We start from the raw sequence: 23,418 nt of genomic DNA on the forward strand, positions 1-23,418 counted from the left end.
GGTTGGGTACGTACGTTCTCATGAGCCAGCCGCACGCGACCCCCGAATCGGAATCTGACGTTCCGACACCGGTCACTCCGACGTCGACCTACCGCCTCCAGCTGCGCCCCGAGTTCCCCTTCGCGGCGGCCGAGGCGGCCGTACCGTACATCGCCTCGCTCGGCGTGTCGCACCTGCACCTCTCCCCGGTCCTGGAGGCGGCGCCCGGTTCCACCCACGGCTACGACGTCACCGACCACTCCCGCGTGCGGGCCGAGCTCGGCGGCGAGGCCGGCCTGCGGGCCCTGGCCGGAGCCGCCCGGGCGCACGGGCTCGGCCTGGTCCTCGACATCGTGCCCAACCACATGGCGGTGCCGACCCCGCTGCGGCTGAACCGGCCGCTGTGGGAGGTGCTGCGGGACGGCCCCGCCTCGCCGTACGCCCGCTGGTTCGACATCGACTGGGAGGCGGGCGGCGGGCAGGTGCTGCTGCCGGTGCTGGCCGGGCCGGTGGACTCCTGCGAGCTGGAGGTCGACGGCGAGGTGCTGCGCTACGGGGAGCAGCACTTCCCGCTCCGGGAGGGCACCTCGGGGCTGCCGCTGCCCGAGCTGCTGGCCGCCCAGTGGTACCGGCCGGCCTGGTGGCGTGAGGCCCGCACCGGCCTCAACTACCGCCGCTTCTTCACCATTTCGGATCTGATCGGGGTCCGTGTGGAGGATCCGGAGGTGTTCACCGCCACCCATGCGAAGGTGCTGGAGCTGGTCCGGGACGGGGTCGCGGAGGGCTTGCGGATCGACCACGTGGACGGTCTGGCGGACCCGGAGCAGTACCTGCGGCGGCTGCGGGCGGCGGCCGGCGACGGCTGCTGGGTGGTGGTCGAGAAGATCCTGGCCCGCGAGGAGCGGCTGCCGTCCGCCTGGCCGGTGGCGGGAACCACCGGCTACGACGCCCTGCACCGGGTGGACGGGGTCTTCACCGACCCCGAGGGCGAAGCGGAACTGGCGGCCCGGTACGGGGAGACCACCGGGCTGCCGCACTGGCCGGAGACGGCCCGGGCGTCCGCGCGGGAGGTGCTGACCGGCGATCTGGCCGCCGAGCTGGGCGCGCTGGAACGGCGTGCCGGTGAGGAACTGGCTCCGGCGGTGCGGGAGCTGCTGATCGCCTTTCCGGTGTACCGGCCGTACCCCGGCGAGCCGGAGCTGCCGCCGCGGGCCCTGGAGCAGGCGGCCGCGGCGGCCGGCCCCGGCGCGGTGGCCGCCGTACGCGAGCTGCTGCTGCGGGATCCGGCCTTCGCCGCCCGGTTCGCCCAGACCTCGGCGGCGCTGCGCGCCAAGTCCCTGGAGGACCGTGCCTTCTACCGGTACGCGCCGCTGCTGTCGGCCACCGAGGTCGGCGGGGAGCCGGGGCGGCCGGCGGTGTCGACCGCGGAGTTCCACGCGTACTGCGCCGCCCTCGCCGAGGAGTGGCCCGCGGCCGGGACCGTCCTGTCCACGCACGACACCAAGCGCAGCGCGGACGTCCGGGCCCGGATCTCGGCGCTGTCCCAGGCGCCGGAGCTGATGGGCCGCCCCGAGGGGCCCGACCCCCAGCTGGCCTGGGTGGCCCGGCAGACCGCGCTGGGCCTCGGCAAGGTTCCCGAGGCCGGGCCCCGACTGGCCGACGCCCTGCTGAAGGCGGTCCGCGAGGCGGCCCTGCACACCAGCTGGACCGAGCCGGACGAGGCGTACGAGGCGGGCGTGGCCGGGTACGTCCGGGATCCGCTCGACCTCCCGGCGGAGCTGGCCGGGGCGGCCCGGGCCAACCTGCTCGGCATGACCCTGCTGCACCTGGCGATGCCGGGGGTCCCGGAGGTCTACCAGGGCGCGGAGACGGAGTACCGGGCGCTGGTGGACCCCGACAACCGGCGTCCGGTCCACTTCCCCCGCCACGCCCTGGCCCGCCTGGACGACGGGTCCGCCCCCGAGCACGCGGCCGACGAGAAGCTCGGGCTCACGGCCACCCTGCTACGGCTGCGCCGGGACCGGCCGGAGCTGTTCCGGGGCTACGCGCCGGTCCTGGCCCGGGGCCCGGCGGCCGACCATCTGCTGGCCTTCACCCGGGCCCCCGGGCTGCTGGTGGCGGCCACCCGGCTGTCCCACCGCCTGGCCGCGTCGGGCGGCTGGCGGGACACCCACCTGCACCTGCCTCCCGGCACCTGGACCCGCCTGGCCCCCTCCGCCCCGCCCTCCCGATCCGGGGACGACACCGAGTCGCACAGCGGTTCGACCGAGGTGGCCGCCCTGCTGGACGGCCACCCGGTGGGGGTCTGGCTGCGCCGGTGATCGGACGGCGCCGGGGCGGCCCGCCGCTCAGTGCGGCGGCGCGTCCGGGGCCGCATCCGGTACGGAGCGGGCGCCGATCAGCTCCGCGAAGGCGGCCGCGGCGCCGGTCAGCGGGACCCGGGAGAAGACCGCCAGGGGCCGGTGCCACGGCGGGTCGAGGGAGAGCAGGACGCAGTCCTCGCCGACGGCGCCGCGGACCATGTGGGCCGGGGCCATGACGACGCCCACCCCGGCGGCCGCCATCCGTACGGCCGTCGAGGTGTGCTCCGTACGCAGCACCGTGTGCGGGGTGAAGCCGAGCGCCCCGCACGCCCGGTCGAGGACGAGGACCCCGTCCACCAACGGTTCCATCGCGCAGCGGATCCAGTCGCGGTGGGCGAGTTCGGCGAGGCCGACGGACCCGCGGCCGGCCAGCGGATCGTCGAAGGGGACGACGAGGACCAGCTCCTCCCTGCCGATCCGCAGCAGCGGCCCCGACCAGCCCGCGGGCTCCGGGCCCACCGCGAGGTCGGCCACGCCCCGTTCCAGCTGCTCCTCCAGCGCCTCGGTGCTGCCGTACTCCCGCAGCACCAGGGACACCCCCGGGTGCAGGGACCGCCAGCGGGCGGCGACCCCCGGGAGCAGACCGACGGCCAGCGCGTGCACGGTGGCGATGTGCAGTTCGCCTCCGGCCACCCCGGCGGCGGCGCGGGCGGCCCGTTCGGCCTGCCGGGCGCTACGGACGGCGAGTTGCGCGTGCGGGAGGAAGGCGCGGCCCATGGGGGTGAGCCGGACCCCACGCGGCCTGCGCTCCAACAGCGCTCCGCCCACGGCCCGTTCCAGGGCCTTGACCTGGTGCGACAGGGCGGGCTGCGTGACGTGCAGACCGTCCGCGGCGCGGGTGAAGGAGGACTCCTCCACGACGGCCAGGAAGTACTCCATCTGGCGCAGGCTCATGACCGCGAAGCATAAAGATCCTGCATGAACTTCAGAAGATCATTTCCTTGGACTTGACCCGCCGGGAGCGACAGGCTGGCGACATGACCGACGACAGCACCGTGGATGTGATCGTGATCGGCGGCGGAACGGGCGGCTACAGCACCGCCCTGCGCGCCTCGGCCCTGGGCCTGAGGGTCCTCCTCGCGGAACGCGACAAGATAGGCGGAACCTGCCTGCATCGGGGCTGCATCCCCAGCAAGGCCATGCTGCACGCGGCGGAACTCGTCGACGGCATCGCCGAGGCACGCGAGCGCTGGGGGGTCCGGGCGGGCGTGGAGTCGATCGACTGGTCGGCCCTGACCGCCACCCGGGACGACATCGTCTCCCGAAACCACAAAGGTGTGGAAGGCCACTTGGAGCACGCCGGGGTACGGGTGGTGCGCGGCGGAGCCCGGTTGACGGGGCCACGCACCGTACGGATCGACGACGGACGGGAGTTCACCGCCACCCGGGGGATCGTGCTGGCCACCGGGTCCCGGCCGCGCACCCTGCCCGGCCTGGAGCCCGACGGCCACACGGTGGTGACCAGCGACGACGCGCTGTTCGCGCCCGGCCTGCCGGCTTCGGTGCTCGTGCTGGGCGGCGGGGCGATCGGGGTGGAGTACGCCTCCTTCCACCGTTCCATGGGCGCCGAGGTGACCCTGGTCGAGGCCGCGGACCGGCTGGTCCCGCTGGAGGACGCGGACGTGTCCCGGCATCTGGCACGGGGGCTGAAGAAGCGCGGGATCGACGTGCGGACCGGGGCCCGGATGGAGGGGGCCGAGCGCCTCGCCTCCGGAGGCGTCCGGGCCACCGTGCGCACCGCGCGCGGAGAGCTGCTGGAGATCGGGGCGGAGCGGCTGCTGGTGGCGGTCGGGCGGGTCCCGGTGACCGACGGCCTGGACCTCGCGGCGGCCGGACTGGCCACCGACGAGAGGGGGTTCGTGGTTCCGGCCCACTGGTCGCGGCTGGAGACCGCCGTCCCGGGGATCCATGTGGTGGGCGACCTGCTGCCACCGCCCTCGCTCGGGCTGGCCCACGCCTCCTTCGCGGAAGGGCTCCTGGTCGCCGAGACCCTGGCCGGGGTGGCGAGCGCGCCGGTGGACTACGCGGCGGTGCCGCGGGTGACCTACTCGGCCCCGCAGACCGCCGCCGTCGGGCTGACGGAGGCACAGGCGCGCGAGGCGGCGTACGACGTGGTGGTGAACACGATGCCGCTGACCGCCGTGGCCAAGGGCATGGTGCACGGGCAGGGCGGCACCGTGAAGGTGGTCGCGGAGCGGGGCGGGCGGGTGCTCGGCGTGCACCTGGTGGGGCCGCACGTGTCGGAGATGATCGCGGAGAGCCAACTCATCGTGGGGTGGGACGCGGAGCCGGCCGATGTGGCCCGGCACGTCCACGCCCACCCGACGTTGTCGGAGGCGGTCGGGGAGGCGTTCCTCAGCCTGGCGGGACGCGGCCTGCACCAGCGGTAGCCCGGGGCGAGCCGGTCGGCGGCGCCGGCCGCGACCGGCCGGGTCCGCAGGCCTTGGCCAGGGGTTTTCTCGTCGATCGGGGGAACTGCGAAGCCCTGGGAGCAGTAGGCGGCGGGCCCTCGGGGCATGGCATCCCTTGTGACTCTCCTCCGTGACATGTGCTACCCCACTCCGCAGGAACTCGGGCTCGCCGCCCACGCTCTGGCGGACGAACACCCCGACGAGGTCCGGCTCCGCCAGGCCGGCACCTCCCGGGCCGGGCAGCCCCTCTGGGTGCTGTCCGTCGCCGCGACGGGCGGCGCCCCGCGCGGGGCCGAACGCAGTGTCCTCGTCGTCGCCGGGGCGCACGCCAACGAGCCCGTCGGCGGCGCCACCGCCCTCTCGCTCGCCCGGCGTCTCCTCGACGACCCGACGCCGCGGGCCGGCTGCGGCTGGCACTTCCTGCTCTGCGCCGACCCCGACGGCGCGAACCTGCACCGCACCCCGCTTCCGTACTCACTGCTGGACTACCACCGGAACTTCTTCCGGCCGCCCGGCCCCGAACAACCCGAGTGGGCGCCGTCCTTACTGCCCCCGGACCGGCTGCCGCCCGAGACCCTGGCCCTGACCGCGCTCATCGACGAGCTCCGGCCCGTGCTGCAGGTCTCCCTGCACGCCACCGACCTCGGCGGTTCCTGGGTGCAGCTCACCCGGGACATCCCCGGCCTCGCCGAGCCGTTCGCGACGTCGGCCGCCGACCTGCGCATCCCGGTGGAGAACGGGGCCTCGGACGCGGCCGGCTGGCCCTCCCCCGGGCCCGGGATCTTCGTGATCCCGCAGCCGGGGAGCGAGGCCGCCGGGGCCTTCCACCCGGAGGACACCCGGCTGAGCACCTGGTACCACGCCCACCGCTACGCCGGCACGACCGCCATCGTCGAAGTCCCCATGTGGGCCTCCGACCTGGTGGACGATCCGACCCCGCATCCGGACCCGCGCGGCGCCCTACGGATGCTGGCCGAGCGGCTCACCTCGGACGCCGCGCTCGTCGCCGGGGTCCGGGGCGGCGCCCACGTACCGCAGGACCCGCGGTCGTACGAGGACCCGGCCGCGGCGCCCCTGCTGCGCGCGGTGGACTGGACGCTCGCGCTGATCCCCCAGGTGGCGGCCGCGTGGACGGTCGGGGCCCCGACCGAGGCCACGGCGGCGTACGTCGCCAGCATCGACGCCTTCGGGCGCCGGCTGTCGCTGCGTGCCGCCGCGATGCTGCTACGGGTGCTGCGTGCCCAGGAGCATCCGGCGGCACCCGGGCTGGACCGGCTGGTCACCGGGTGGTGCGAGGACTTCGCGGACCGTTTCGAGGCCCGCTGGGTCCCGGTGGCCACCCAGGTGGAACACCAGTCCCGGACCGTCCTGGCCGCCTACGACCGTCTCGTGGCGGCCGGCCGGCCGGGCTGAGGCAGATCGGGTCAGGTCAGGTCGGGGGCCGCATGCCGCCCGGTCCCAGGCGGGTGTCGGGGCCGGGCGGCGGCAGGGCCACCGGCCTGGCTCCGTCGTGGTCCTCGGCCGCGTCGTGGAGGGGGCGGGTGCCTTCGGCCGCGTCCGCCAACCACCGCCAGACGTCCGGCCGGCGGGCGTCCGGCCGGCGCGCCTGCGGGACCGCGGCGGGCTCCCCGCCGGAGATCCATGTCGTGAGGGTGAACCGGTGGTCGGAGAAACGCCCGCTCGGGCAGGTGGACGGCACCACCTCGTGAAAGGCGCCGGAGGGGAAGAAGGCGATGGTGTCGTGCTCGGGCTCGACGGTGCGGTAGGACTCCCCCGGCCGCGCCCGGCCGTCTTCCACCACGGTGTCGTACAGGCGGAGTTGGCCGCCTCCGAAGCCGCGGGGCGTGCGGTGCAGGTAGTACACCGCGGACAGGGCCCGGCTCACGTCCCGCACGCGTGAGGCGTCCGTGTGGATGCCGAAGTGGCCGCCTTCGCCGTGCGCCGTCAGGACGGTCAAGGACTGCACGAGCTCGGCCCGGTGACCGAGGACCTCTTGGACGAGCGGCAGACAGTCCGCCAGGTGGGCGCTGAACACCTCACTGGTGACGGGAAGGACCAGCGAGTCCCGCCCCTTGCGGGACACCTGTCCGGTCAGGGGGTCCAGGACGGTCCCCGAGTTCGCCGGCGTCCTCGCGCGGTTCCCCTCGCTCGCCGCGATGGCCGACGCGATCGGCGCCCGTGCCGAGCCGGTGCCCGTCCCGTGGGACTGCGCCGACGGCCTGTTCGAGGCGTACTGGCGCCGACCGGAGGCCTATCTGGAGGAGCGGGTGCGCCGTGCGATGTCGGTGTGGACGAGGGTCGGTCCGCAGGCCGAGGGGCGGGCGGTGCGCAGCCTCGGGGACGACCTCGCCTCCGGCCGATGGGCCGAACGCAACGGCGACCTCGCCGACCTCGACGCGGCGGATCTGGGCCTGCGCCTGCTCACGGCGTGAACGGCGCGGCCTCCACCGCGAGGGCGTAGCGCAGTTTGGGCCTGCCGGTGGCTCCGAGGCGGTCGTAGAAGCGGATCGCGCCCTCGTTCCAGTCCGGGGTCTGCCACTGGACCTGGTCCAGGCCGAGGGCGCGGGCCAGGTCCGTCACGCCCTCCATCAGGGCGGCGCCGAGGCCGTGGCCGCGGGCCTCCTCCGCCAGGTAGAGGCAGTCCATGTGGAGGTGGTACCGGGCGTCCCAGAAGGCGAACTCGGCGGAGCAGGCCGCGTATCCGGCGACCGTGCCGTCCGGGGTCTCGGCGAGCAGCACCCACAGCCGGGCGTCCTCGGCGAACAGCTGCGGGCCGAGGCGTTCGGCGAGGCCCGGCGGGCGCGGCGCCGACTTCTCGTACGCCACGTGCTCGTGGACGAGTTCGACCAGGCGGGGCAGGTCCCCCACGCGTGCGCGGCGGATGACGGTGGTGTGTTCCATGACCGTCATCCTGCGCGCCCGCTCGCGGCGCCGGACCGGCGGGGGCACCGTAGGCGGACGCGGGGGCCTCGTCCTCAGCTCGACGAGAGCCGGAAGATCATGTTCCCGAAGCCGACCTGATCCCCGTCGCGGACCACCGCGGAGCCGGTCACCCGGTGCCCGTTGACCGTGGTCCCGTTGGTGGAGCCGAGGTCCTTGAGCACCCATACCCCGCCGCGCATGCTCAGCTCCGCGTGCGCCCGGGAGACCGTCTCGTGGCTGAGCCGCAGCCCGTTGCCGGGGTCGCGGCCGATCCGCAGGGCGGCCGCGCTCGGGTGCGGCAGCAGCAGCTTGGGCAGGCGCTCGGCGTTCCACGCGCGCCGTACGCCGAGCGAGACGGCCGAGGCCCGGCCGACCCAGCCGAACAGCCGACGGGTCCACGGGCTTTCGGTGGCGTCCCGGGTCCGGAGGTCGGCCGTGAGCACCGCCAGGTCCTCGGAGCGGCGTGCGACCAGGGCGAGTTCCATCCGGCGCAGGAACGTGTCATGGGACAGCTTGCCGAGGGCCGCGCCCTCCCGGAGCTGGCCCAGCGCCCGGTCGCGCTCGGCGTCGGACAGCCGCGGCGCGGGGAAGGCGGGAATCTCGAAACTGGACGTCACAGGGTGATTGTCGGCCCGTCGGGGGCGGAGTGTCCAGAACTCCCACGCCACGCCCGGAATGATGGGCACGATACGCATGCTGGACACCGCCGCCGACGAGGGGACCGTCCGTGCAGTTCGAGGTGTGGGCACCACTGACAGGGCACGTCGCCATGCTGCTCGACGGGGCGACGTACGACATGGCACGCGATCCGGACCGGGACGGCTGGTGGATCGCCGAGGCCCCGGCCGCCGACGGGAGTCGCTACGGATTCCTGCTCGACGGCGACGGCCCCGGCGCGGGCCCGCGCCCGGACCCGCGCGGACGGCGGCTGCCCGACGGCCCCGACGGCCTGTCGGCGGTGGTCGACCTGGAGGCCCTCGCCCCACGGCGGGCGCCGGCGTCGCGCACCCGCCTCCAGGACGCGGTCCTGTACGAGCTGCACATCGGCACGTTCACCCCCGAGGGCACCTTCGACGCGGCCGCCGCCCGGCTCGGGCACCTCACCGCCCTCGGCGTCACGCACGTGGAGCTGATGCCGGTCTGCTCGTTCGCCGGGCGGCACGGCTGGGGGTACGACGGGGTCGCGCCCTGGTCGGTGCACGAACCGTACGGCGGCCCGGCCGGCCTGGCCCGTTTCACGGCCGCCGCGCACGAGGCGGGACTGGGCGTGGTGCTGGACGTGGTCCACAACCACCTCGGCCCGTCCGGCAACCACCTGCCGGCCTTCGGCCCGTACTTCACCGACACCCACCACACCCCGTGGGGCTCCGCGGTGAACCTGGACGCGGCCGGCTCCGACGAGGTGCGCGCCTATCTGCTGGGCAGCGCCCTGGCCTGGCTGCGCGACTACGGGATCGACGGGCTGCGGCTCGACGCCGTGCACGCGCTGGCCGACGACCGGGCGCTGACCTTCCTGGAGGAACTGTCCGCGGCCGTGGACGAACTGGCCGCCGACACCGGCCGCCCGCTGTTCCTGATCGCCGAGTCCGACCGCTGCGACCCGCGCACCACCACCCCGCGCGCCGCCGGCGGCATCGGCCTGCACGCCCAGTGGAACGACGACTTCCACCACGCCCTGCACTGCGCGCTGACGGGCGAATCCCAGGCGTACTACGCCGACTTCGCCGCGGCCCCGCTCGGCGCCCTCGCCAAGACCATGACCCGGGTCTTCTTCCACGACGGGACCTGGTCCTCCTTCCGCGGCCGCACCCACGGCCGTCCGGTGGACCACCGCCGCACCCCGGCCCACCGCTTCCTCGGCTACACCCAGACCCACGACCAGATCGGCAACCGGGCGCTCGGCGACCGGCTCTCCGCCTCGCTCTCCCCCGGGCTGCTGGCGTGCGCCGCGACCGTGGCCCTGACGGGGCCGTTCGTTCCGATGCTGTTCATGGGTGAGGAGTGGGGCGCCCGCACGCCCTGGCAGTACTTCACCGACCATCCCGACCCGGACCTCGCCGAGGCGGTACGGTCCGGCCGCCGCCGGGAGTTCGCGGCGCACGGCTGGAAGGCCGAGGAGATCCCGGACCCGCAGGACCCGACCACCCGGGACCGCTCCCGCCTGGACTGGACGGAGCCCGAACAGGCCGTCCACGCCCGCCTGCTGGACTGGTACCGCACCCTGATCGCGCTCCGCCGTACCCATCACGACCTGCGCGACCCGGACCTGGCGGGGGTCCGGGTCGCCCACGACGAGGAGCGGCGCTGGCTCACCTTCCGGCGGGGCGACGTCCGGGTGGCCGTGAACCTCTCCCCGGACCCGGTGACCATCGCGCTGGGCCGCAACGGGGTACGGGTGCTGGCCGCCTGGGAGCCGGTCGCCCATCCGGGTCCCGACGGGCGGATCCACGTACCGGGCGAGACGGCGGTCGTCCTCGCCCCGTGAGGGTCACTCCACGACGGCCAGCTCGCGCGGGGCGTCGTTCAGGCGGCGCCCGCCGTCCTCGGTGACGGTCACGATGTCCTCGATGCGGACCCCGAACCGGCCCGGCAGGTAGATGCCCGGCTCCACGGAGAAGCACATGCCGGGGACCAGCGGCTGCTCCTCGCCCTCGACCATGTACGGGGGCTCGTGGGTGGTGACGCCGATGCCGTGCCCGGTGCGGTGGATGAAGCGGTCCCCGTAGCCGAACTCGGTGATCACCGCGCGGGCGGCCCGGTCGATCTCCTGGCAGGGCACCCCCGGCCGGACAGCGGCCACGCCGGCCTGCTGGGCCTCGCGGACGACGTCGTGGACCCGCTGCTCCTCGGCGGTGGGCTCGCCGACGTGCACGGTGCGGGAGATGTCGGAGCCGTAGCCGTACCGCAGGCCGCCGAAGTCGAGGACCACCATGTCGCCGCGGCGGATCACGCGGTCGCCGGCCTCGTGGTGCGGGTTGGCCCCGTTCGGGCCGGAGCCGACGACCGTGAAGTCGACCTGGGAGTGGCCGTGGGCGCGCAGCAGGCCGGCCAGGTCGGCGGCGACGTCGCTCTCCCGGCGGTCGGCGAAGGGGAGGTGGAGGACCTGCGCGTAGGCGGCGTCGGCGGCGGCCGCCGCCGCGGCGAGGCGCTCCAGCTCCCGCTCGTCCTTGACGGCGCGGAGCATGGGCAGGCAGTCGGTGAGCGGCGCGTAGGAGCTGTTCGGCAGTTCCCGCTGCAGGCCCAGCAGGTGCAGGGCCCAGGTGTTGTCACTCACCCCGAAGCGGCCGCGGAAGTCCAGCAGCGGGGCGGTGACGGCGTACGGGTCCTTCCCGTCGGCCCAGTCCCGCAGGGTCAGCGCGGTGGCGCCCGGGGCCCGCGCCGCGTCGGGGGCCTCCAGCGCGGGCACGACGAGCACCGGGTCCTGCCCGGCGGCCAGCACGAGCAGGGTCAGCCGCTCGGTCTCGGCGGTGGGCCGGTAGCCCGTGAGGTGCGTGAGGTCGGGGCCGGGGGAGATCAGCAGGCCGGCGAGTCCCGCGTCGGCTGCGGTCTGGGCGGCGGCGGCCATCCGGGCGGCGTAGTCATCGGCCGTGAAGGGTGCGGGTTCACGTGTCATACGGGTGATCCTGCCGTGAGCCGCGCGGCGAGGGCGGCGGCCACGCCGGTCGCCTCCCGGCCGGGGAAGCCCCGTACCCTGCGGCGGCCCGCCTCCCGGCGGGGGCCGAGGCCGATATCGCGTCGCGGGACCACCCCCCTGATCGGCTATGCTGTGCTTGCACATCGAACGGGCGGTCCGCCGCCCTTCGTGGTGGGTGTAGCTCAGTTGGTAGAGCACCTGGTTGTGGTCCAGGTGGCCGCGGGTTCAAGTCCCGTCACTCACCCTGTCGATCCCGTGGGGTACGAGATTCCTCGTACCCCACGGGATTTTTCGTGTGCCCGGCCGGACCGGCCGGGCCGCTAGATCCGGAGGAAGGCCTCCACCTCGGTGACGAAGGCCACGGGGGTCTCGTGCGGCGGGTAGTGGCCGGAGCCCGGGACCGTCACGACCCGACAGTCCGGGTACGAGGCCTGCCAGGTGTCCCGCATCACATCCGCGGTGATCGCGAGGTCGTACTCCCCGACGAGGACGAGCACCGGGACGGTGTTGCCCTTCACGGCGGCGGACAGGTCCAGCGGCTGCCAGCTCGCGAAGTAGCCGGCGAAGGCCTCGGGGCGGGAGACGGTGACGGAGTGGGCGACCATCCGGTCGAGCCAGTGGCGGCTCACGCGGTTGCCGGTGACCAGGTCGAGGATGACGCGGCGCTTCTCGGGGTCGGTGGCGGCGCCGTGGAAGAGGGCGTGGGTGGCGTCGTCCATCAGGTACGGCGCGGCCGGGACCGGGGCGAGCCCGATCAGCTTCTCCACCCGCTCGGGGGCTCGGACGAGGACCTGCTGGACCGCCTTGCCGCCCATGGAGTGGCCGAGGAGGGAGAAGGTGTCCCAGCCGAGCTGGTCGGCGAGTTCGAGGACGTCGTCGGCGATCTCGGCCAGGGTGTGGCGGCCGGGGACGTCGCGGCGGTCGCCGTAGCCGCGGTAGTCGAGGAAGACGTAACTGAAGCCCTCGGGGTCCAGGTGGTCCAGGACGGAACCCCAGTTCGCGGAGGTGCCGAACCAGTCGTGCAACACGATGACGCGGACGGGTCCGGTGCCGATCCTGCGGTGGGCGATGGCCATGCGTTCTCCCTCGGTGACGGGGGCGACGAAACGGACCCGTACGTTCTGCCCACCGGGTCTACGATCACACCGTGAAGCCGACATCGCGCACGGTGCGCATCGCCGTCACGGCCTCCCGGATCGCCGCCGACCGTCCGCACCACCCCCACCATCCGGACGCCGAGATCCTCGACCGGGCCGAGATCGCGGAGGTGCTCGCCCTGTGGCCGCGGGGCGAACCGCACGACGACTTCGCCTGCATGTGCCACGGGGACGGCGGGGTCTCGCTGTACGAAGCCGGCGGTGGGCGCATCAGGTCCGCCCCGCCGTCCGGTCCGCTCCGGCCCCTGTTCGATCCGCTGGACCCCGCCGGGCTCCCGGCCCGGCACCGGGACCGGTGGGCGGCGGCCGCCCCGGCGGGACTGCGTGAGTACGCCGCCGACCTGGCCCGCGGCACCGATCCCGGGCCCGCGCACGCGCCCGGGGTGCCGTCGGCCGTGGTGTTCGGCCGGCTGGGCGCCGTACGGGAGGAACCGCGCGACGCGGCGTGGCTCCTCGCGGACCGGGCCCCCGTCCGGCTGCCGGCCGGGAGGCCGACGGAGGAACTCGCCTGGGCGGTGCGGGAGACGGACCGCACCGGGCTGGAGGGGGCCGTGCGGTTCTTCGCGAGCGAGGAGTTCACGACCCGGCACCCGAAGCGGCGCCGGGTCCCCGACACCGCGCGGGATCTCCTGCTCCGGCACGCCCGCGGCCACCGTCCCACGGACCTCCCGGTCCTGGAACGGCGGCTGCTGCGCGCACCGGAGGACCGGATCAGACGGTCTTGATCGCAGGGTCGGAGACGCCCGGGGCGCCGGTCTCCACATGCCCGGCGAACCGGCGCAGGAAGGTGGCGTCGGCGTCGGAGACCACCTGCACGTCGTACCAGCGGCCCGAGGCGGTGAGGTCCACCGTGTGGGAGACCGTCGCACCGGCCGCCACCCGCAGGATCCGGGCGGCGCCGCCGTAGGTGTTGGTCACCGTGAGGTTGACGGCCGCCGTCCCGGAGTTGGTCAAGGTCAGGGCCAGGTTGCCGGTGGCCGCCAGGTGGCGGGCCGTGACCTCGGGACCGGCCTTCTTCGCCGGGCCCTTCCAGGTGCGCAGGAAGCCGTTCGGACCCCACACCGTGAGGTTGATCTGGTTGCCGGTCGAGCTGCTGGTGGACCAGGTGTCGACAAGGGTCTTGCCCGCCTCGACCGTGTAGGGCCAGGGGCCGTCCGTGCGGTTGCCCGAGGTGCTGTGGAAATGGGCGCCCAGGGTCGGTCCGGAGGCGAAGGTGAGGGTGAACTTGCCGGTGGATGTGGTGCGGGCACCGTCCACGTAGGGGCTGTAGCCGAGCGCGCGGGTCGGCTTGGAGCCGGCCTCCTGCCGGGGCAGGGTGCCGGTGGCCGGCGGGGTCGGGTGGTAGGAGGGGTGGCGGTCCTTGTCCGGCGGCACGTACCCGGCCGTGGACGGGAGCGCGGCGGGCGCGGCATCGGCCCGGGTGAAGTCGAAGGCCGAGGTCAGGTCGCCGCAGACCGCGCGGCGCCACGGGGAGATGTTGGGCTCCTGCACGCCGAAACGCTTCTCCATGAACCGGATGACCGAGGTGTGGTCGAAGGTCTCGGAGCAGACGTAGCCGCCCTTGCTCCAGGGGGAGACCACGATCATCGGGACGCGCGGGCCGAGCCCGTACGGTCCGGCCGCGTAGCCGCCGCCACCGGCGTAGAGGTCCTTCGACACGTCGGCGGTGGACAGGCCCCAGGCGGAGGAGGCCGGCGGGTACGGCGGGACCACGTGGTCGAAGAAGCCGTCGTTCTCGTCGTAGGTGATGAACAGGGCGGTCTTCGCCCAGACCGCCGGGTTCGCGGTCAGCGCGTCCAGGACCTGCGAGATGTACCAGGCGCCGAAGTTCGTCGGCCAGTTCGAGTGCTCGCTGAACGCCTCGGGGGCGGCGATCCAGGAGACCTGGGGCAGGGTGCCGCCCACGACGTCCGCGCGCAACCGGTCGAAGTAGCCGTCGCCCGCCTTGACGTTCGTGCCCGTGCGGGCCTTCTCGTACAGGGCGCTGCCGGGCTGGGCGCCCCGGTAGTTGTTGAAGTACAGCAGCGAGTTGTCGCCGTAGTTGCCGCGGAAGGCGTCGTTGATCCAGCCCCAGGAACCGGCGGCGTTCAGGCCGTCGCCGATGTCCTGGTAGACCTTCCACGAGACCCCGGCGGACTCCAGCCGCTCGGGGTAGGTCTTCCAGCCGTAACCGGCCTCCTGGTTGCCGAGGACCGGGCCGCCGCCGGTCCCGTCGTTGCCGGTGTGACCCGTCCACATGTAGTAGCGGTTCGGGTCCGTGGCTCCGATGAAGGAGCAGTGGTAGGCGTCGCACACCGTGAAGGCGTCGGCGAGGGCGTAGTGGAACGGTATGTCGTTCCGGGTCATGTACGACATGGTCGTGGCCGTCTTGGCCGGGACCCACTTGTCGTACTTGCCGTTGTTGTACGCCTGGTGGCCGCCCGCCCAGTCGTGGTTGAGCCCCTCCAGGAACTGCATGCCGAGGTCCTGGATCTGCGGGTTGAAGGGCAGGATGTCCTTCGTGCCGTTCGACTGGTGGAAGACCGACTTTCCGTTGTCCTGGAGGACCGGACGCGGGTCACCGAAGCCCCGGACACCCTTCATCGCCCCGAAGTAGTGGTCGAAGGACCGGTTCTCCTGCATCAGGACCACGACGTGCTCGATGTCCTGGATCGTTCCGGTGGTGCCCTGCGCCGAGATGGCGGCGGCCCGCGCGATGCTGTCGTTCAGCATCGTGAGGGCGGCGGTGCCACCGGCGATCTGCAGGAACCTGCGACGGTTGAGTTCTGCCATGGGGTGACGACCTCTGCGGGTGAGGGGGGAGTCGAGGGGCGCCCCAAGGACAGCGGTCCCGGGGTACCGGCCGGAGATCACTTCGTGACACTGCGCCGTACACCTGGAGAACGAAAAGAGCTCCCGAACGACCTGCGTATCTGCTGAAATGACCTCCCACACACTGCACGGGGGGCGCAGAACGGATGGCCGGGACCGATTTCGGGCATGCCATCGGGCTGCCCCGTGCGCTCTCCGGCCTGCCGCTGTCGCCGCTCGTGGGAGGGTACGGGGAACTCCTCTCCGCGCAACAGACCCTCGGATTAAGCCACTTGGGCGAGTTACTGACCCCGCCCGGCGGCCGCCTACGGCTCCTCGACGGGATCTTCGCCGTCACCGGGCCCGGTCGGCGCCGGCACGTGGGCCCCGAAGTGCTCCGGTCGCTGCGCCGGGACCGGCCGGAGCCGGCCGCGGCCTGGCTGCTGGAGCGGCTCGCCGCGATCCAGGACGCGGACCCCGCCGCCCTGCGCCGGATCCTGCTGTACCAGCTCACCCACCTGCTCCAGGACCATCCCCAGGGAGAGCTGCCCGCCACCGCGACCGGCTTCGGCGTGGACCGGGCCGAGGCCGCCGCGCTGGTCCGGGCGGCCGCCCGGCGGGCCCGGCTGGACGAGGGGCAACGGGCCGCCGCCGAATCCCTGCGCGACGACGTACTGGGGCACCGGATCCGCTCCGCGGCGCGCCGGGCCGCCCTGCTGCCGCCCGCGGGCGAGGACCGGCCGCTGGCGGCCCTCCTCGCCGAGCTGGCCGCCCGGACGGCCGCCGCCGACACCGTGCTCGCGGTGGCCCGGCGGGCCGAGGAGCAGGGGGATCCGGGGCGGGCCTGCCTGCACTACGAGGAGGCCGCGGCGCTGGCGGGCGACTGCCCGCGCGCGGTGCGCGGGCTGGTCCGCACCTACCGGCCCGAGCCCGGGGACCCCGGCCCGCCGGTGTCCGTCCTCGTCCCCGGCGGTGTCGAACTGCGGTGGCCGAGCGGAGACTTCGGGGACACGCGCTGGCGGGTGGTGCGGCTCACCCGCGGGGAGCCGGCCGGCGCCCCGCTCGCCGAGGTGCCGGGGCGGCCGGTCGGCGGAGTGCTCGTCGACGCCGACGCCGGGATCGGCGAGGAGATCCGCCATGTGGCGCTGCCGCTGCGGGCCGACGGCACCGTCGACGGACCGCCGCTGATCGCGGCCCCGCTGTCGGTCGCCCCGGCGGTCACCGAGCCGGCCGCCGTCGACGGCAACGGGTGGATCGGGGCCTCGTGGACCGCTCCGCCGGACGCGGTCCACTGCGAGGTGACGCTGACCGGGCCGCGAGGGCCCGTCCCGGTGCCGCCGGTGGCGCGGGCGGGCTCGCGCGAGACCTTGCGCGTGGAGGGACCGACGCCCGGGCGGTACGCGTGGGTGGTGCGGGCCCGGTACGCCCCGAAGGGCGGCGCCGAACAGGGTGCGCTGTCCGCGCCCGTGACCGTCCCGGTCACCGTGCACGCCTGGCCGGAACCCGTGCTCACCCTGACGGCGCGGCCCCGGGAGGCGGGCGGGGTGGAGTTCCGTCGGACCGGTGGCGACGGGGCCGAGGTGCGGCTGGTGCGGTGGCCCGGTACCACCCCCGCCGAGCGGGCCGAGCTGACGGCGGCCGAACTGCCGCCGCCGCTGGACTGGGCCGCCCCCGGATGGACGGACGCGGCCACGGACGACCCGACCACGAGCGTCGCCGGCACGAGCGTCCCTGGTGCGCGCGTCCCTGGCGCCGGCCTGCCCGGCACGGGTCGCCCGGCCGGGGACGGCCCGGCCTGTGTCGGGCACCCGCCCCCGGGATCGCAGACCGTCGTGTCCGCCGTGTCCGTGCTGGGCGCGCGGGCCGTGGCCGGACCCTCCGTCCTGGTCGAGGCTCCCCTGCCGGTGACCGGCCTCGTCCTGCGGCGGGCCGCGCCCGACGTGGTCGAGGTCGGCTTCGACTGGCCCGGCGCCGCCGGCACCGTCACCGCCGCCGTCACCCAGGACGGCCGGCGCACCGAACTCGCCGTGGCGCGCAGCGTGTTCCTGCGCGAGGGCCTGCGCCTGCCGGTCACCCCGGCCGCGTTGGCCGTCGAGGTCCACGCCGCACCGCGCAGCGCCCGTTCCGTACTCGCCTCCCCCGGCGCCGACGCGCGGGCCGAACTGCCCGCCGACGTGGCCATCTCCTACGAGCTGGTGCCCGGCGCCCGGCGCGGACTGCGCCGCGGGCCCGCTGTCCTACGGGTGACCGTACGGGCGCCGGGCGGCGCACCCGGACCCGACCACCCCGACCTCCCCGGCTTCGTCCTCGTGGCCCGGGGCGACGGCGGCCGCGATCCGCGGCGCCCGAGCGGCCCGGCCGACGGCCCGACCGTGTGCCGGGTGACCGGGGCCGAACTCGCGGCCGCGGCCGCGAGCACCGGGACGGGCACGGGCACGGTGGAGCGCCCGATCGACACCGCGGTCGCACCCGGCCGCCCGTACGCCCTCCGCGGTTTTCTCCTCGGCGGCGCAGCCGCCTCCGTCCGGCTCGAAGAGCCCCCTCTCCCCACCCTGGTGATCCACTGACATGACCTCCGTCGTCTGCCCCTACTGCTTCGACCGGTCCCCGGCGGCCCGGCTGCCCTACCGCTGTCAGATGTCCCCGACGGGGGTGCGCGGGGCCAAGCCCTGCGCCGCCGAACTCGACACCATATGGGCCGACTTCAAGGGGCCGAGCGTGCCGCCCGCGCTGAAGATGCGCGGCCCGGTCTTCGCCGCCGCGCGCGGCCTCGGGCGGCACCTGCCCCCGTACGGGGGCGGATCGCGCGCGGACTGCCCCGCCTGCGGCGGGTCCACCCCGGTACGGGTCTGCCGGCGCTGCCACAGCGACTTCCCGAGCGACTACTGCGACCAGGACACCCGGATCATCGCCCTGCTCGGCCCCAAGGCCTCCGGCAAGAGCACCTACGTCTCGGTCCTGCTCAACGAACTGCGCGGCAGGGTGGGCCGGGCCTACGGGGCCTCGGTGACCGCGATGGGCGGCGAGACCCAGCGCCGCGACCGCGAGCTGGCCGAGGACCTCTACGACCGGCTGCGGCTGCCGGAGGCCACCCGACCGGCGGCCCTCGGCTTCAACGACCCGCTGCTGTACCGGCTGAGCCTGCCGCTGCGGCGCCGGCTGCGCGGGGACGGCAGCCGGCACACCGCGCTGGTGTTCTTCGACGCGGCGGGCGAGGACCTCGCCGACGCCGAGGCGATGGACCGCTACACGCACTACCTGGCCGCCGCCGACGGGATCATCCTGCTCGTGGACCCGCTGCAGATGCGGGCGGTCCGCGACCGGCTGCCGGTGGACGAGGGGCCGCCGCTGCCCGTCATCGAGACCCCGCCGCAGCAGATCGCCGCCGACCTCGCCGCACAGCTGCGGGCCCACGGCCGGGGTTCCTCGCGTGGCCGGGTCACCACCCCGGTGGCGGTGGCCGTGACCAAGACGGACGCGCTGGCGCCGCTGCTGGAGCCGCATTCGCCGCTGCTGCGCAACGCCGACCACGGCGCCGGCGCGCTGGACGAGGAGGACCGGCGGGCGGTGCACGAGGAGCTGCGCACGCTCCTCGACGGCTGGGACTCGGGTTCGCTGCTGCGGCAGTTGGAGCGGGACTTCGCCCAGCTGTCGCTGTTCGGGCTGTCGGCGCTCGGCTCGGCGCCGCCCGCCGACGCGCCGGCCGACGCCCCGAAGTCGGGGCCGCGGCCGCTGCGCGTGGAGGATCCGCTGCTGTGGCTGCTGGGACTGGGCGGGCTGCTGCCGCGCACCGGTGGCGCCGCCGGCCCCGGTCGCACCGCCGGCACGGCCGGCCGTACCGGCTCCGAGGGGAACTCATGAATCTCGCGCAACTGCACTACACCTCGGCGCCGCCCGGTCCCGACGGCTCCGGTTTCCGGTTCACCGCCGTCAGCCCCGGGGTGCCGACCGCGCTGCTGCGCGAGGCGGAGCAGCTGATCGGCTACGAGCCGCCCCGGGACGCACCCTCGCGCCCCGGGCCGCAGGAGCTGGCCGCCTTCCCGCAGGCGCTCAGCCTGAACGTGCTGGCGGACGGCAGCCGGCTGCTGGCGCGCTCGGTGTACACGGGCGCGGACTACAGCGGCCGCTGGGGCAACTTCCACGCCCACGCGGTGCACCTGCCGCAGCCCGCCGGTTCCGGTCCGGCCGTGGGCGAGCTGCCGATCACCGCCTGGGGCTCACCGCAGTGGGCCACCGCGACCCCGCGGGACGGCGCTCCGGTTCTCGCGGCGGTGCCCGCGCCGGGCCGCCTCGACCGGGCCGCTCTGGCCTCCTTCGTCGCCGCCCGCGGCCCTTGGCTGGCCGGCTTCTTCGCCGACGTGCGCCGGCTCGGGGAGGACCCGGACGCCCCGCAGATCGTGCTCGTGGAGGCGGACAGCGAGGCCGTGGCCCGCTGGATCATGCTCGCGTGCAGTGTGCTGCCGCACCAGCGGGGGCAGTGGCTCACCTTCACCACCTACACCCGGCGGCCGCAGCTCGCCCGGCAGCAGATCATCGGGGTGATGCCCGAGGACGGGCCGGGCCTCGCCGGGCAGGAGCACCGCTACCGGGTCTACGACACCACCCGGTCCACCGCTCCCGCCGCCCTGGAGCCGGACGTGTGGGCGCAGACCGCCGCGCGGGTCTGGCAGGGGCAGCGCCAGGATCTGGTCGCCGAGGTGCGGCGGCTGGCCGCCGGGCCCTACGACGCGGGCCCGCTGGCCGCGCTCGCCCTGGCCGCGGACCTCCCCCTGCCCTCCCCCGGCCGGGCCGCTGCCGCCGACTGGGTCGCCGGGCACCGGGACGCGCTGGACCACGTACGGCTGCACACTCTGGCCCTGGCGCTGGGCCGCCCGGCCGAGGACCGGGACCCGGCGGAGGTCGCCGCGGCCGGGCGGCTGCTGGCCGCCCTGGACGGCTGGGCCCCGCCCGCGGTGTGCGAACCGCTGGTGGCCCTGACCCTGACCGAGGCGGTACGGACCGGCGCGCCGCCCGCGGACCTGCCCACCGCGGGCGCCCTGGGCGCGGCCGCGCGCGGCCGGCTCGCGACGGAGCTGGAACCGGGCCTGCGGGCGGCCCTGGACGGCCCCGCGGCCGAACCGGGGCATCCCGCCGGGCTGTTGCGGGTGGCGTCGGTGCTCGGGGTGGACGTGAGCGACCTGCTGCCCGGTGTCGCACGGCAGTTGGCGCTCGCGCTGCTCACCGATCCGGAGGGGACGTACGGGTCGGGGGTGCGGGCCGCACTGGCCGAACTGCCCGTGCTGCGGGCCCTCGTGCTCGACCGGCTGGATTCGCTGGCCGCAGGTGATCCGGCCGCGGGACGGCGGCTGTTCGAACGCACCGCGCTGCGGCCGACCGCGGCCGACGCGCGACCGCACCTGCGGATGTGCGCCGAGGCCGCGTCGGCGCCCGCGGGCGCCGCCGCGGACCGGGTCGGGGCGTTGAACGCCCTGCTGGCCGGGTCGGGCGTCTCGCTGTACGCGGAGCCGCTGGTGCTGCGGACCGCGATGCGACTGGTGTGGGACGGGGAGCCGCCGGGTGCGGGTGAAGCCGGGCTGGTGCTGATGGCGGCCGGGGCGCAGGTCCACCGGGAGGCCGGGACCTGGGAGCTGCTCGTGCGGGCGGCCGTGGGGGCCCCGGCCGGCGACGCCGAGGCGGCGGAGCTGGCTCCGGAACTCCTCGGGCAGTTCCAGGAGGAGATCCCGGCCGGGTTGCGGCCGTCGCTGCTGCTGCTGGAGCTCGCCCGGAACCTGCGGTCGGGCCCGGCGGGCGGGGGCTGGGTGCGCCAGGTGCTGGACCTGCGGTCGCTGGACCCGGAGCCGGGACCCCTTCGGAGCGCGTACGCGGCCCTGTGCGCGCGGCTGCTGGCCGGGGACCGCCCGGACAGCGAGCTGCGGGCGCTGATCGAGAGCAACGACGCGGAGCTGCTGGCCGCCTATCGGGCGCAGGCGCGTACACCGGCGGTCCGTGACCGGCTGCGGCTGGATCCGGACCACGCGGCGGACTGCTTCGCGGTGTGGTCCTCCCAGCCGCAGGCCGGCCCGGCCTGGCAGGAGACGCGTACGGATCTCCTCGACGGGGTGCTGCGGCCGGCCGTACGGAGCCTCACACCGGCCGAGCTGGCCGAGGTGGAGAAGTCGCTGGCCCACCTGGGCGGGCGCTGGGCGGACGAGTTCCGCGCCTGGCAGCGGCCGGGGGCCTTCGGTCGGCTGCGCGAACGCTTCGCGGGGCGCCGATCCGGCTCCGCCGGCGGCAGCGGCAGCGGCACGGCCGGTGGGGACGGGGTCTGACGTGACGGATCCGGAGCTGATCGCGCGGATCCTCGGCGCCCTCACCGGGGCGGTCGGGGTCGCCGTGTGCCTCGGGTACGGGCTGTGGCGGTTCCTGGTGCTCGCCCTGTCGGCCGCCTGGGCCGCCTTCCGGACGCGTCCGCCGGGCGGCGGCGACCCGCGGATCACCCCGTACACCGGTCCCGAGCCGGCGCGGCCCGCGTACTGGGCCGGGCAGATGTGGCTGGACGCCCGGTTCGCCGGGCAGGCCGCCGCGCTGACCGTCTGGTACCTGCTGACCCGGCACTGGCTGGGCCTGGTGGTGCGCCGCCGGCTGCTGCGCGGCCGGCACGGGCAGACCGGCGAGCTGGTCGACAACGCCTTCGGCCGGCTGCTGCTGCGCCTGTTGGCTCCCGGTACGGCGCTGGCCGCGCTGCTGTCGGCGCTGCTCGCCTCGGTCCTGCTGGCCGGTGTCGCCCTGTTCTTCGCCGCGGAGATCGCCTTGGTGGCGCTGGCCGCCCTGGCCGCCACCTGGGCGGGGCGGGCGGCGGAGCGGCTGTGGAAGCTGGCCCTGGGCATCCGGATGAAGTGCCCCTACCCGGGCTGCTACCGGCCGTTCCCGCTGGCCGTGCACCTGTGCCCGGGTTGCGACGCCGCCCACCGCGAGCTGCGGCCGGGCGCCTTCGGCGCGCTGCGGCACGTCTGCCGCTGCGGCAAGGCCCTGCCGAGCACGCTGATGACCGGGCGGCGGCGGCTCTCCGCCCGTTGCCCGCACTGCGACCGCGGCCTGCCGCCGTCCGTCGGCACCACCCGGGTCGTGCACCTGCCGCTGATCGGGGGCACCTCCGCCGGGAAGACGATGCTGCTGGCGGCCGTGCTCGACGGTCTGAGGTCCTGGTCGCACGATTCCCGGCTGACGGTGGAGTACGCCTCCCCCGACGACCTCCGCGAGGCCAACACCCTGGGGCAGCAGCTGAACGGGACCGGGTGGACCCTCAAGACCCAGGGCGGGCAGCCGCGCGCCCTGATGCTGCTGGTCGGGCACGGCCGTCGGCGCCGGCTGCTCTACCTGTACGACCCGATGGGCGAGTCCTTCCGCGACGCGGACACGACCCGCGGCCAGGGCTACCTCGCGCACGCCGACGGGGTCCTGCTGGTGACCGACGTGCTCGCCGCGCCGGTCGTACGCCGTGCCCTGCACGCGGGCGACACGGAGCGGGCGGAGGCCGCCCGGCCGGCCGACCTCGGGCCGGTGGAGACGTACGCGGGGTTCACCGGCGAGCTGCAGGGGCTCGGTGGCCGTCGCGGGCGCCTGCCCGTGGCCGCGGTGGTGACCAAGCGGGACGCGTTGGACCGGCTGGACTCGCTGCCGCGACCGGCGGAACCGGTGGAGGAGTGGCTGGCCGCGATCGGGCTGGACGAGCTGGTCCGGGCCCTCGGCCACGACTTCGCGGCGGCCCGGTACTGGGTGGTCAGCGCCCGCGCCGCGACCGGGGCGGGCGCCCTGGACAGCGAGCGGCGGCGGGCGGCGGAGCCGGTGCTGTGGCTGCTGTCCCGGACCGGACTGCGCGTCGGAGGGCTCGCCCGGGACGGGCGCGAGCGGCCGGACAGGCCCGTCGGGGCGGACACCCGGACCCACCCGGTCCCGCGACCCCGGCCGGACACGGAAGGCGCGCGGGACGCGCAGGTCGGGCACGGCGAGGAAAGGAGCAACACCCCATGATGACACCGCAGATCACTCGGGGCCGGCGGATGATGGCCGCCCTGTTCGTGTCGGCGGTCGTGATGACGGCGGCCGCCGCGGTGGCGGCGCTGGTGCGGTACATCCCGCAATGGAGCGGAAGTTGAAGGAGACACGCGGTGAGTGACATCCCC

At 75.3% G+C, this 23,418-nt stretch carries 17 protein-coding genes, 1 tRNA gene and 1 pseudogene; 12 read left to right on the top strand and 7 right to left on the bottom strand.

The features are described 5' to 3' along the window. The first annotated feature begins 20 nt into the window (after window positions 1-20). The gene (gene treY, locus ACWG52_RS09025; protein WP_389809189.1) at window positions 21-2,300 is read left to right on the top strand and encodes a malto-oligosyltrehalose synthase; all 2,280 of its coding nucleotides are present in this window, start codon (window positions 21-23) and stop codon (window positions 2,298-2,300) included. A gap of 27 nt (window positions 2,301-2,327) precedes the next feature. Here the strand turns inward: treY and ACWG52_RS09030 are convergent, their stop codons facing one another. After that, on the bottom strand, window positions 2,328-3,236 hold the full coding sequence (locus tag ACWG52_RS09030) for a LysR family transcriptional regulator (RefSeq protein ID WP_389809191.1): 909 nt from the start codon (window positions 3,234-3,236) through the stop codon (window positions 2,328-2,330). Between the two features lie 83 nt (window positions 3,237-3,319). On the opposite strand from ACWG52_RS09030, the gene lpdA reads away from it, so the two are divergent. Together lpdA and ACWG52_RS09040 are read left to right on the top strand one after the other, a co-directional pair. After that, window positions 3,320-4,732, top strand: coding sequence for a dihydrolipoyl dehydrogenase (lpdA, locus tag ACWG52_RS09035; protein WP_453128392.1), 1,413 nt, complete (start codon window positions 3,320-3,322; stop codon window positions 4,730-4,732). Between the two features lie 138 nt (window positions 4,733-4,870). Beyond that, the gene (locus ACWG52_RS09040; protein ID WP_389809920.1) at window positions 4,871-6,166 is read left to right on the top strand and encodes a M14 family zinc carboxypeptidase; all 1,296 of its coding nucleotides are present in this window, start codon (window positions 4,871-4,873) and stop codon (window positions 6,164-6,166) included. A gap of 16 nt (window positions 6,167-6,182) precedes the next feature. Here ACWG52_RS09040 and ACWG52_RS09045 read toward each other — a convergent pair whose 3' ends face one another. After that, window positions 6,183-6,836: a 2OG-Fe(II) oxygenase gene (locus tag ACWG52_RS09045; RefSeq protein ID WP_389809197.1), complete on the bottom strand. Its 654-nt coding sequence runs from the start codon at window positions 6,834-6,836 to the stop codon at window positions 6,183-6,185. A 25-nt stretch (window positions 6,837-6,861) separates the two neighbouring features. On the opposite strand from ACWG52_RS09045, the pseudogene ACWG52_RS09050 reads away from it, so the two are divergent. After that, a pseudogene (locus ACWG52_RS09050) lies at window positions 6,862-7,185 on the top strand (MerR family transcriptional regulator); the annotation flags it as partial. Here the strand turns inward: ACWG52_RS09050 and ACWG52_RS09055 are convergent. Together ACWG52_RS09055 and ACWG52_RS09060 are read right to left on the bottom strand one after the other, a co-directional pair. After that, a complete protein-coding gene (locus tag ACWG52_RS09055) occupies window positions 7,175-7,654 on the bottom strand; it encodes a GNAT family N-acetyltransferase (RefSeq protein WP_389809200.1) in 480 nt (159 codons plus the stop codon). The pseudogene ACWG52_RS09050 and the gene ACWG52_RS09055 overlap by 11 nt on opposite strands. A 74-nt stretch (window positions 7,655-7,728) precedes the next feature. Continuing rightward, window positions 7,729-8,292: an FHA domain-containing protein gene (locus tag ACWG52_RS09060; RefSeq protein WP_390168470.1), complete on the bottom strand. Its 564-nt coding sequence runs from the start codon at window positions 8,290-8,292 to the stop codon at window positions 7,729-7,731. Between the two features lie 110 nt (window positions 8,293-8,402). Between ACWG52_RS09060 and treZ the strand changes: the two genes are divergently transcribed. Continuing rightward, window positions 8,403-10,160 carry a malto-oligosyltrehalose trehalohydrolase gene (gene treZ / locus ACWG52_RS09065; RefSeq protein ID WP_453128395.1) on the top strand — a complete coding sequence of 586 codons (1,758 nt, stop codon included), beginning with the start codon at window positions 8,403-8,405 and terminating at the stop codon, window positions 10,158-10,160. Window positions 10,161-10,163: 3 nt separating this feature from the next. On the opposite strand, the gene ACWG52_RS09070 is transcribed toward treZ, so the two are convergent. Beyond that, window positions 10,164-11,288 carry an aminopeptidase P family protein gene (locus ACWG52_RS09070; RefSeq protein ID WP_389809209.1) on the bottom strand — a complete coding sequence of 375 codons (1,125 nt, stop codon included), beginning with the start codon at window positions 11,286-11,288 and terminating at the stop codon, window positions 10,164-10,166. Window positions 11,289-11,480: 192 nt separating this feature from the next. On the opposite strand from ACWG52_RS09070, the gene ACWG52_RS09075 reads away from it, so the two are divergent. Then, window positions 11,481-11,553: transfer RNA gene (locus tag ACWG52_RS09075), tRNA-His, on the top strand. 76 nt (window positions 11,554-11,629) lie between these two features. Here ACWG52_RS09075 and ACWG52_RS09080 read toward each other — a convergent pair. After that, window positions 11,630-12,385 carry an alpha/beta fold hydrolase gene (locus tag ACWG52_RS09080; protein ID WP_389809212.1) on the bottom strand — a complete coding sequence of 252 codons (756 nt, stop codon included), beginning with the start codon at window positions 12,383-12,385 and terminating at the stop codon, window positions 11,630-11,632. 71 nt (window positions 12,386-12,456) lie between these two features. On the opposite strand from ACWG52_RS09080, the gene ACWG52_RS09085 reads away from it, so the two are divergent. After that, entirely contained in the window at window positions 12,457-13,191 is a 735-nt protein-coding gene (locus tag ACWG52_RS09085) for a hypothetical protein (RefSeq protein ID WP_389809215.1), read from the top strand. Here the strand turns inward: ACWG52_RS09085 and ACWG52_RS09090 are convergent. Then, window positions 13,178-15,238, bottom strand: coding sequence for a phosphocholine-specific phospholipase C (locus tag ACWG52_RS09090; protein ID WP_389809218.1), 2,061 nt, complete (start codon window positions 15,236-15,238; stop codon window positions 13,178-13,180). The genes ACWG52_RS09085 and ACWG52_RS09090 overlap by 14 nt on opposite strands. 185 nt (window positions 15,239-15,423) lie before the next feature. Here ACWG52_RS09090 and ACWG52_RS09095 point away from each other — a divergent pair, with 185 nt between their 5' ends. The 5 genes from ACWG52_RS09095 to ACWG52_RS09115 are packed head-to-tail and all read left to right on the top strand — an operon-like array spanning window position 15,424 to window position 23,391. Next, complete coding sequence (locus ACWG52_RS09095; RefSeq protein WP_389809221.1) at window positions 15,424-17,823, top strand: hypothetical protein; 2,400 nt, start codon at window positions 15,424-15,426, stop codon at window positions 17,821-17,823. A gap of 1 nt (window position 17,824) precedes the next feature. Continuing rightward, window positions 17,825-19,117, top strand: a complete 1,293-nt coding sequence (locus tag ACWG52_RS09100; RefSeq protein ID WP_390140286.1) for a TRAFAC clade GTPase domain-containing protein — start codon at window positions 17,825-17,827, stop codon at window positions 19,115-19,117. After that, window positions 19,114-21,564, top strand: a complete 2,451-nt coding sequence (locus ACWG52_RS09105; protein ID WP_453128398.1) for a GTPase-associated protein 1-related protein — start codon at window positions 19,114-19,116, stop codon at window positions 21,562-21,564. The genes ACWG52_RS09100 and ACWG52_RS09105 overlap by 4 nt, the downstream gene beginning before the upstream one ends. A 1-nt stretch (window position 21,565) precedes the next feature. Then, window positions 21,566-23,266 (top strand): TRAFAC clade GTPase domain-containing protein, encoded by a 1,701-nt coding sequence (locus ACWG52_RS09110; RefSeq protein WP_453128400.1) that lies wholly within the window; start codon window positions 21,566-21,568, stop codon window positions 23,264-23,266. Next, window positions 23,263-23,391 (top strand): hypothetical protein, encoded by a 129-nt coding sequence (locus ACWG52_RS09115; protein WP_326749264.1) that lies wholly within the window; start codon window positions 23,263-23,265, stop codon window positions 23,389-23,391. The genes ACWG52_RS09110 and ACWG52_RS09115 overlap by 4 nt, the downstream gene beginning before the upstream one ends. Window positions 23,392-23,418: the final 27 nt, after the last annotated feature.

The organism is Streptomyces sp. CLCI03, from assembly GCF_053615355.1.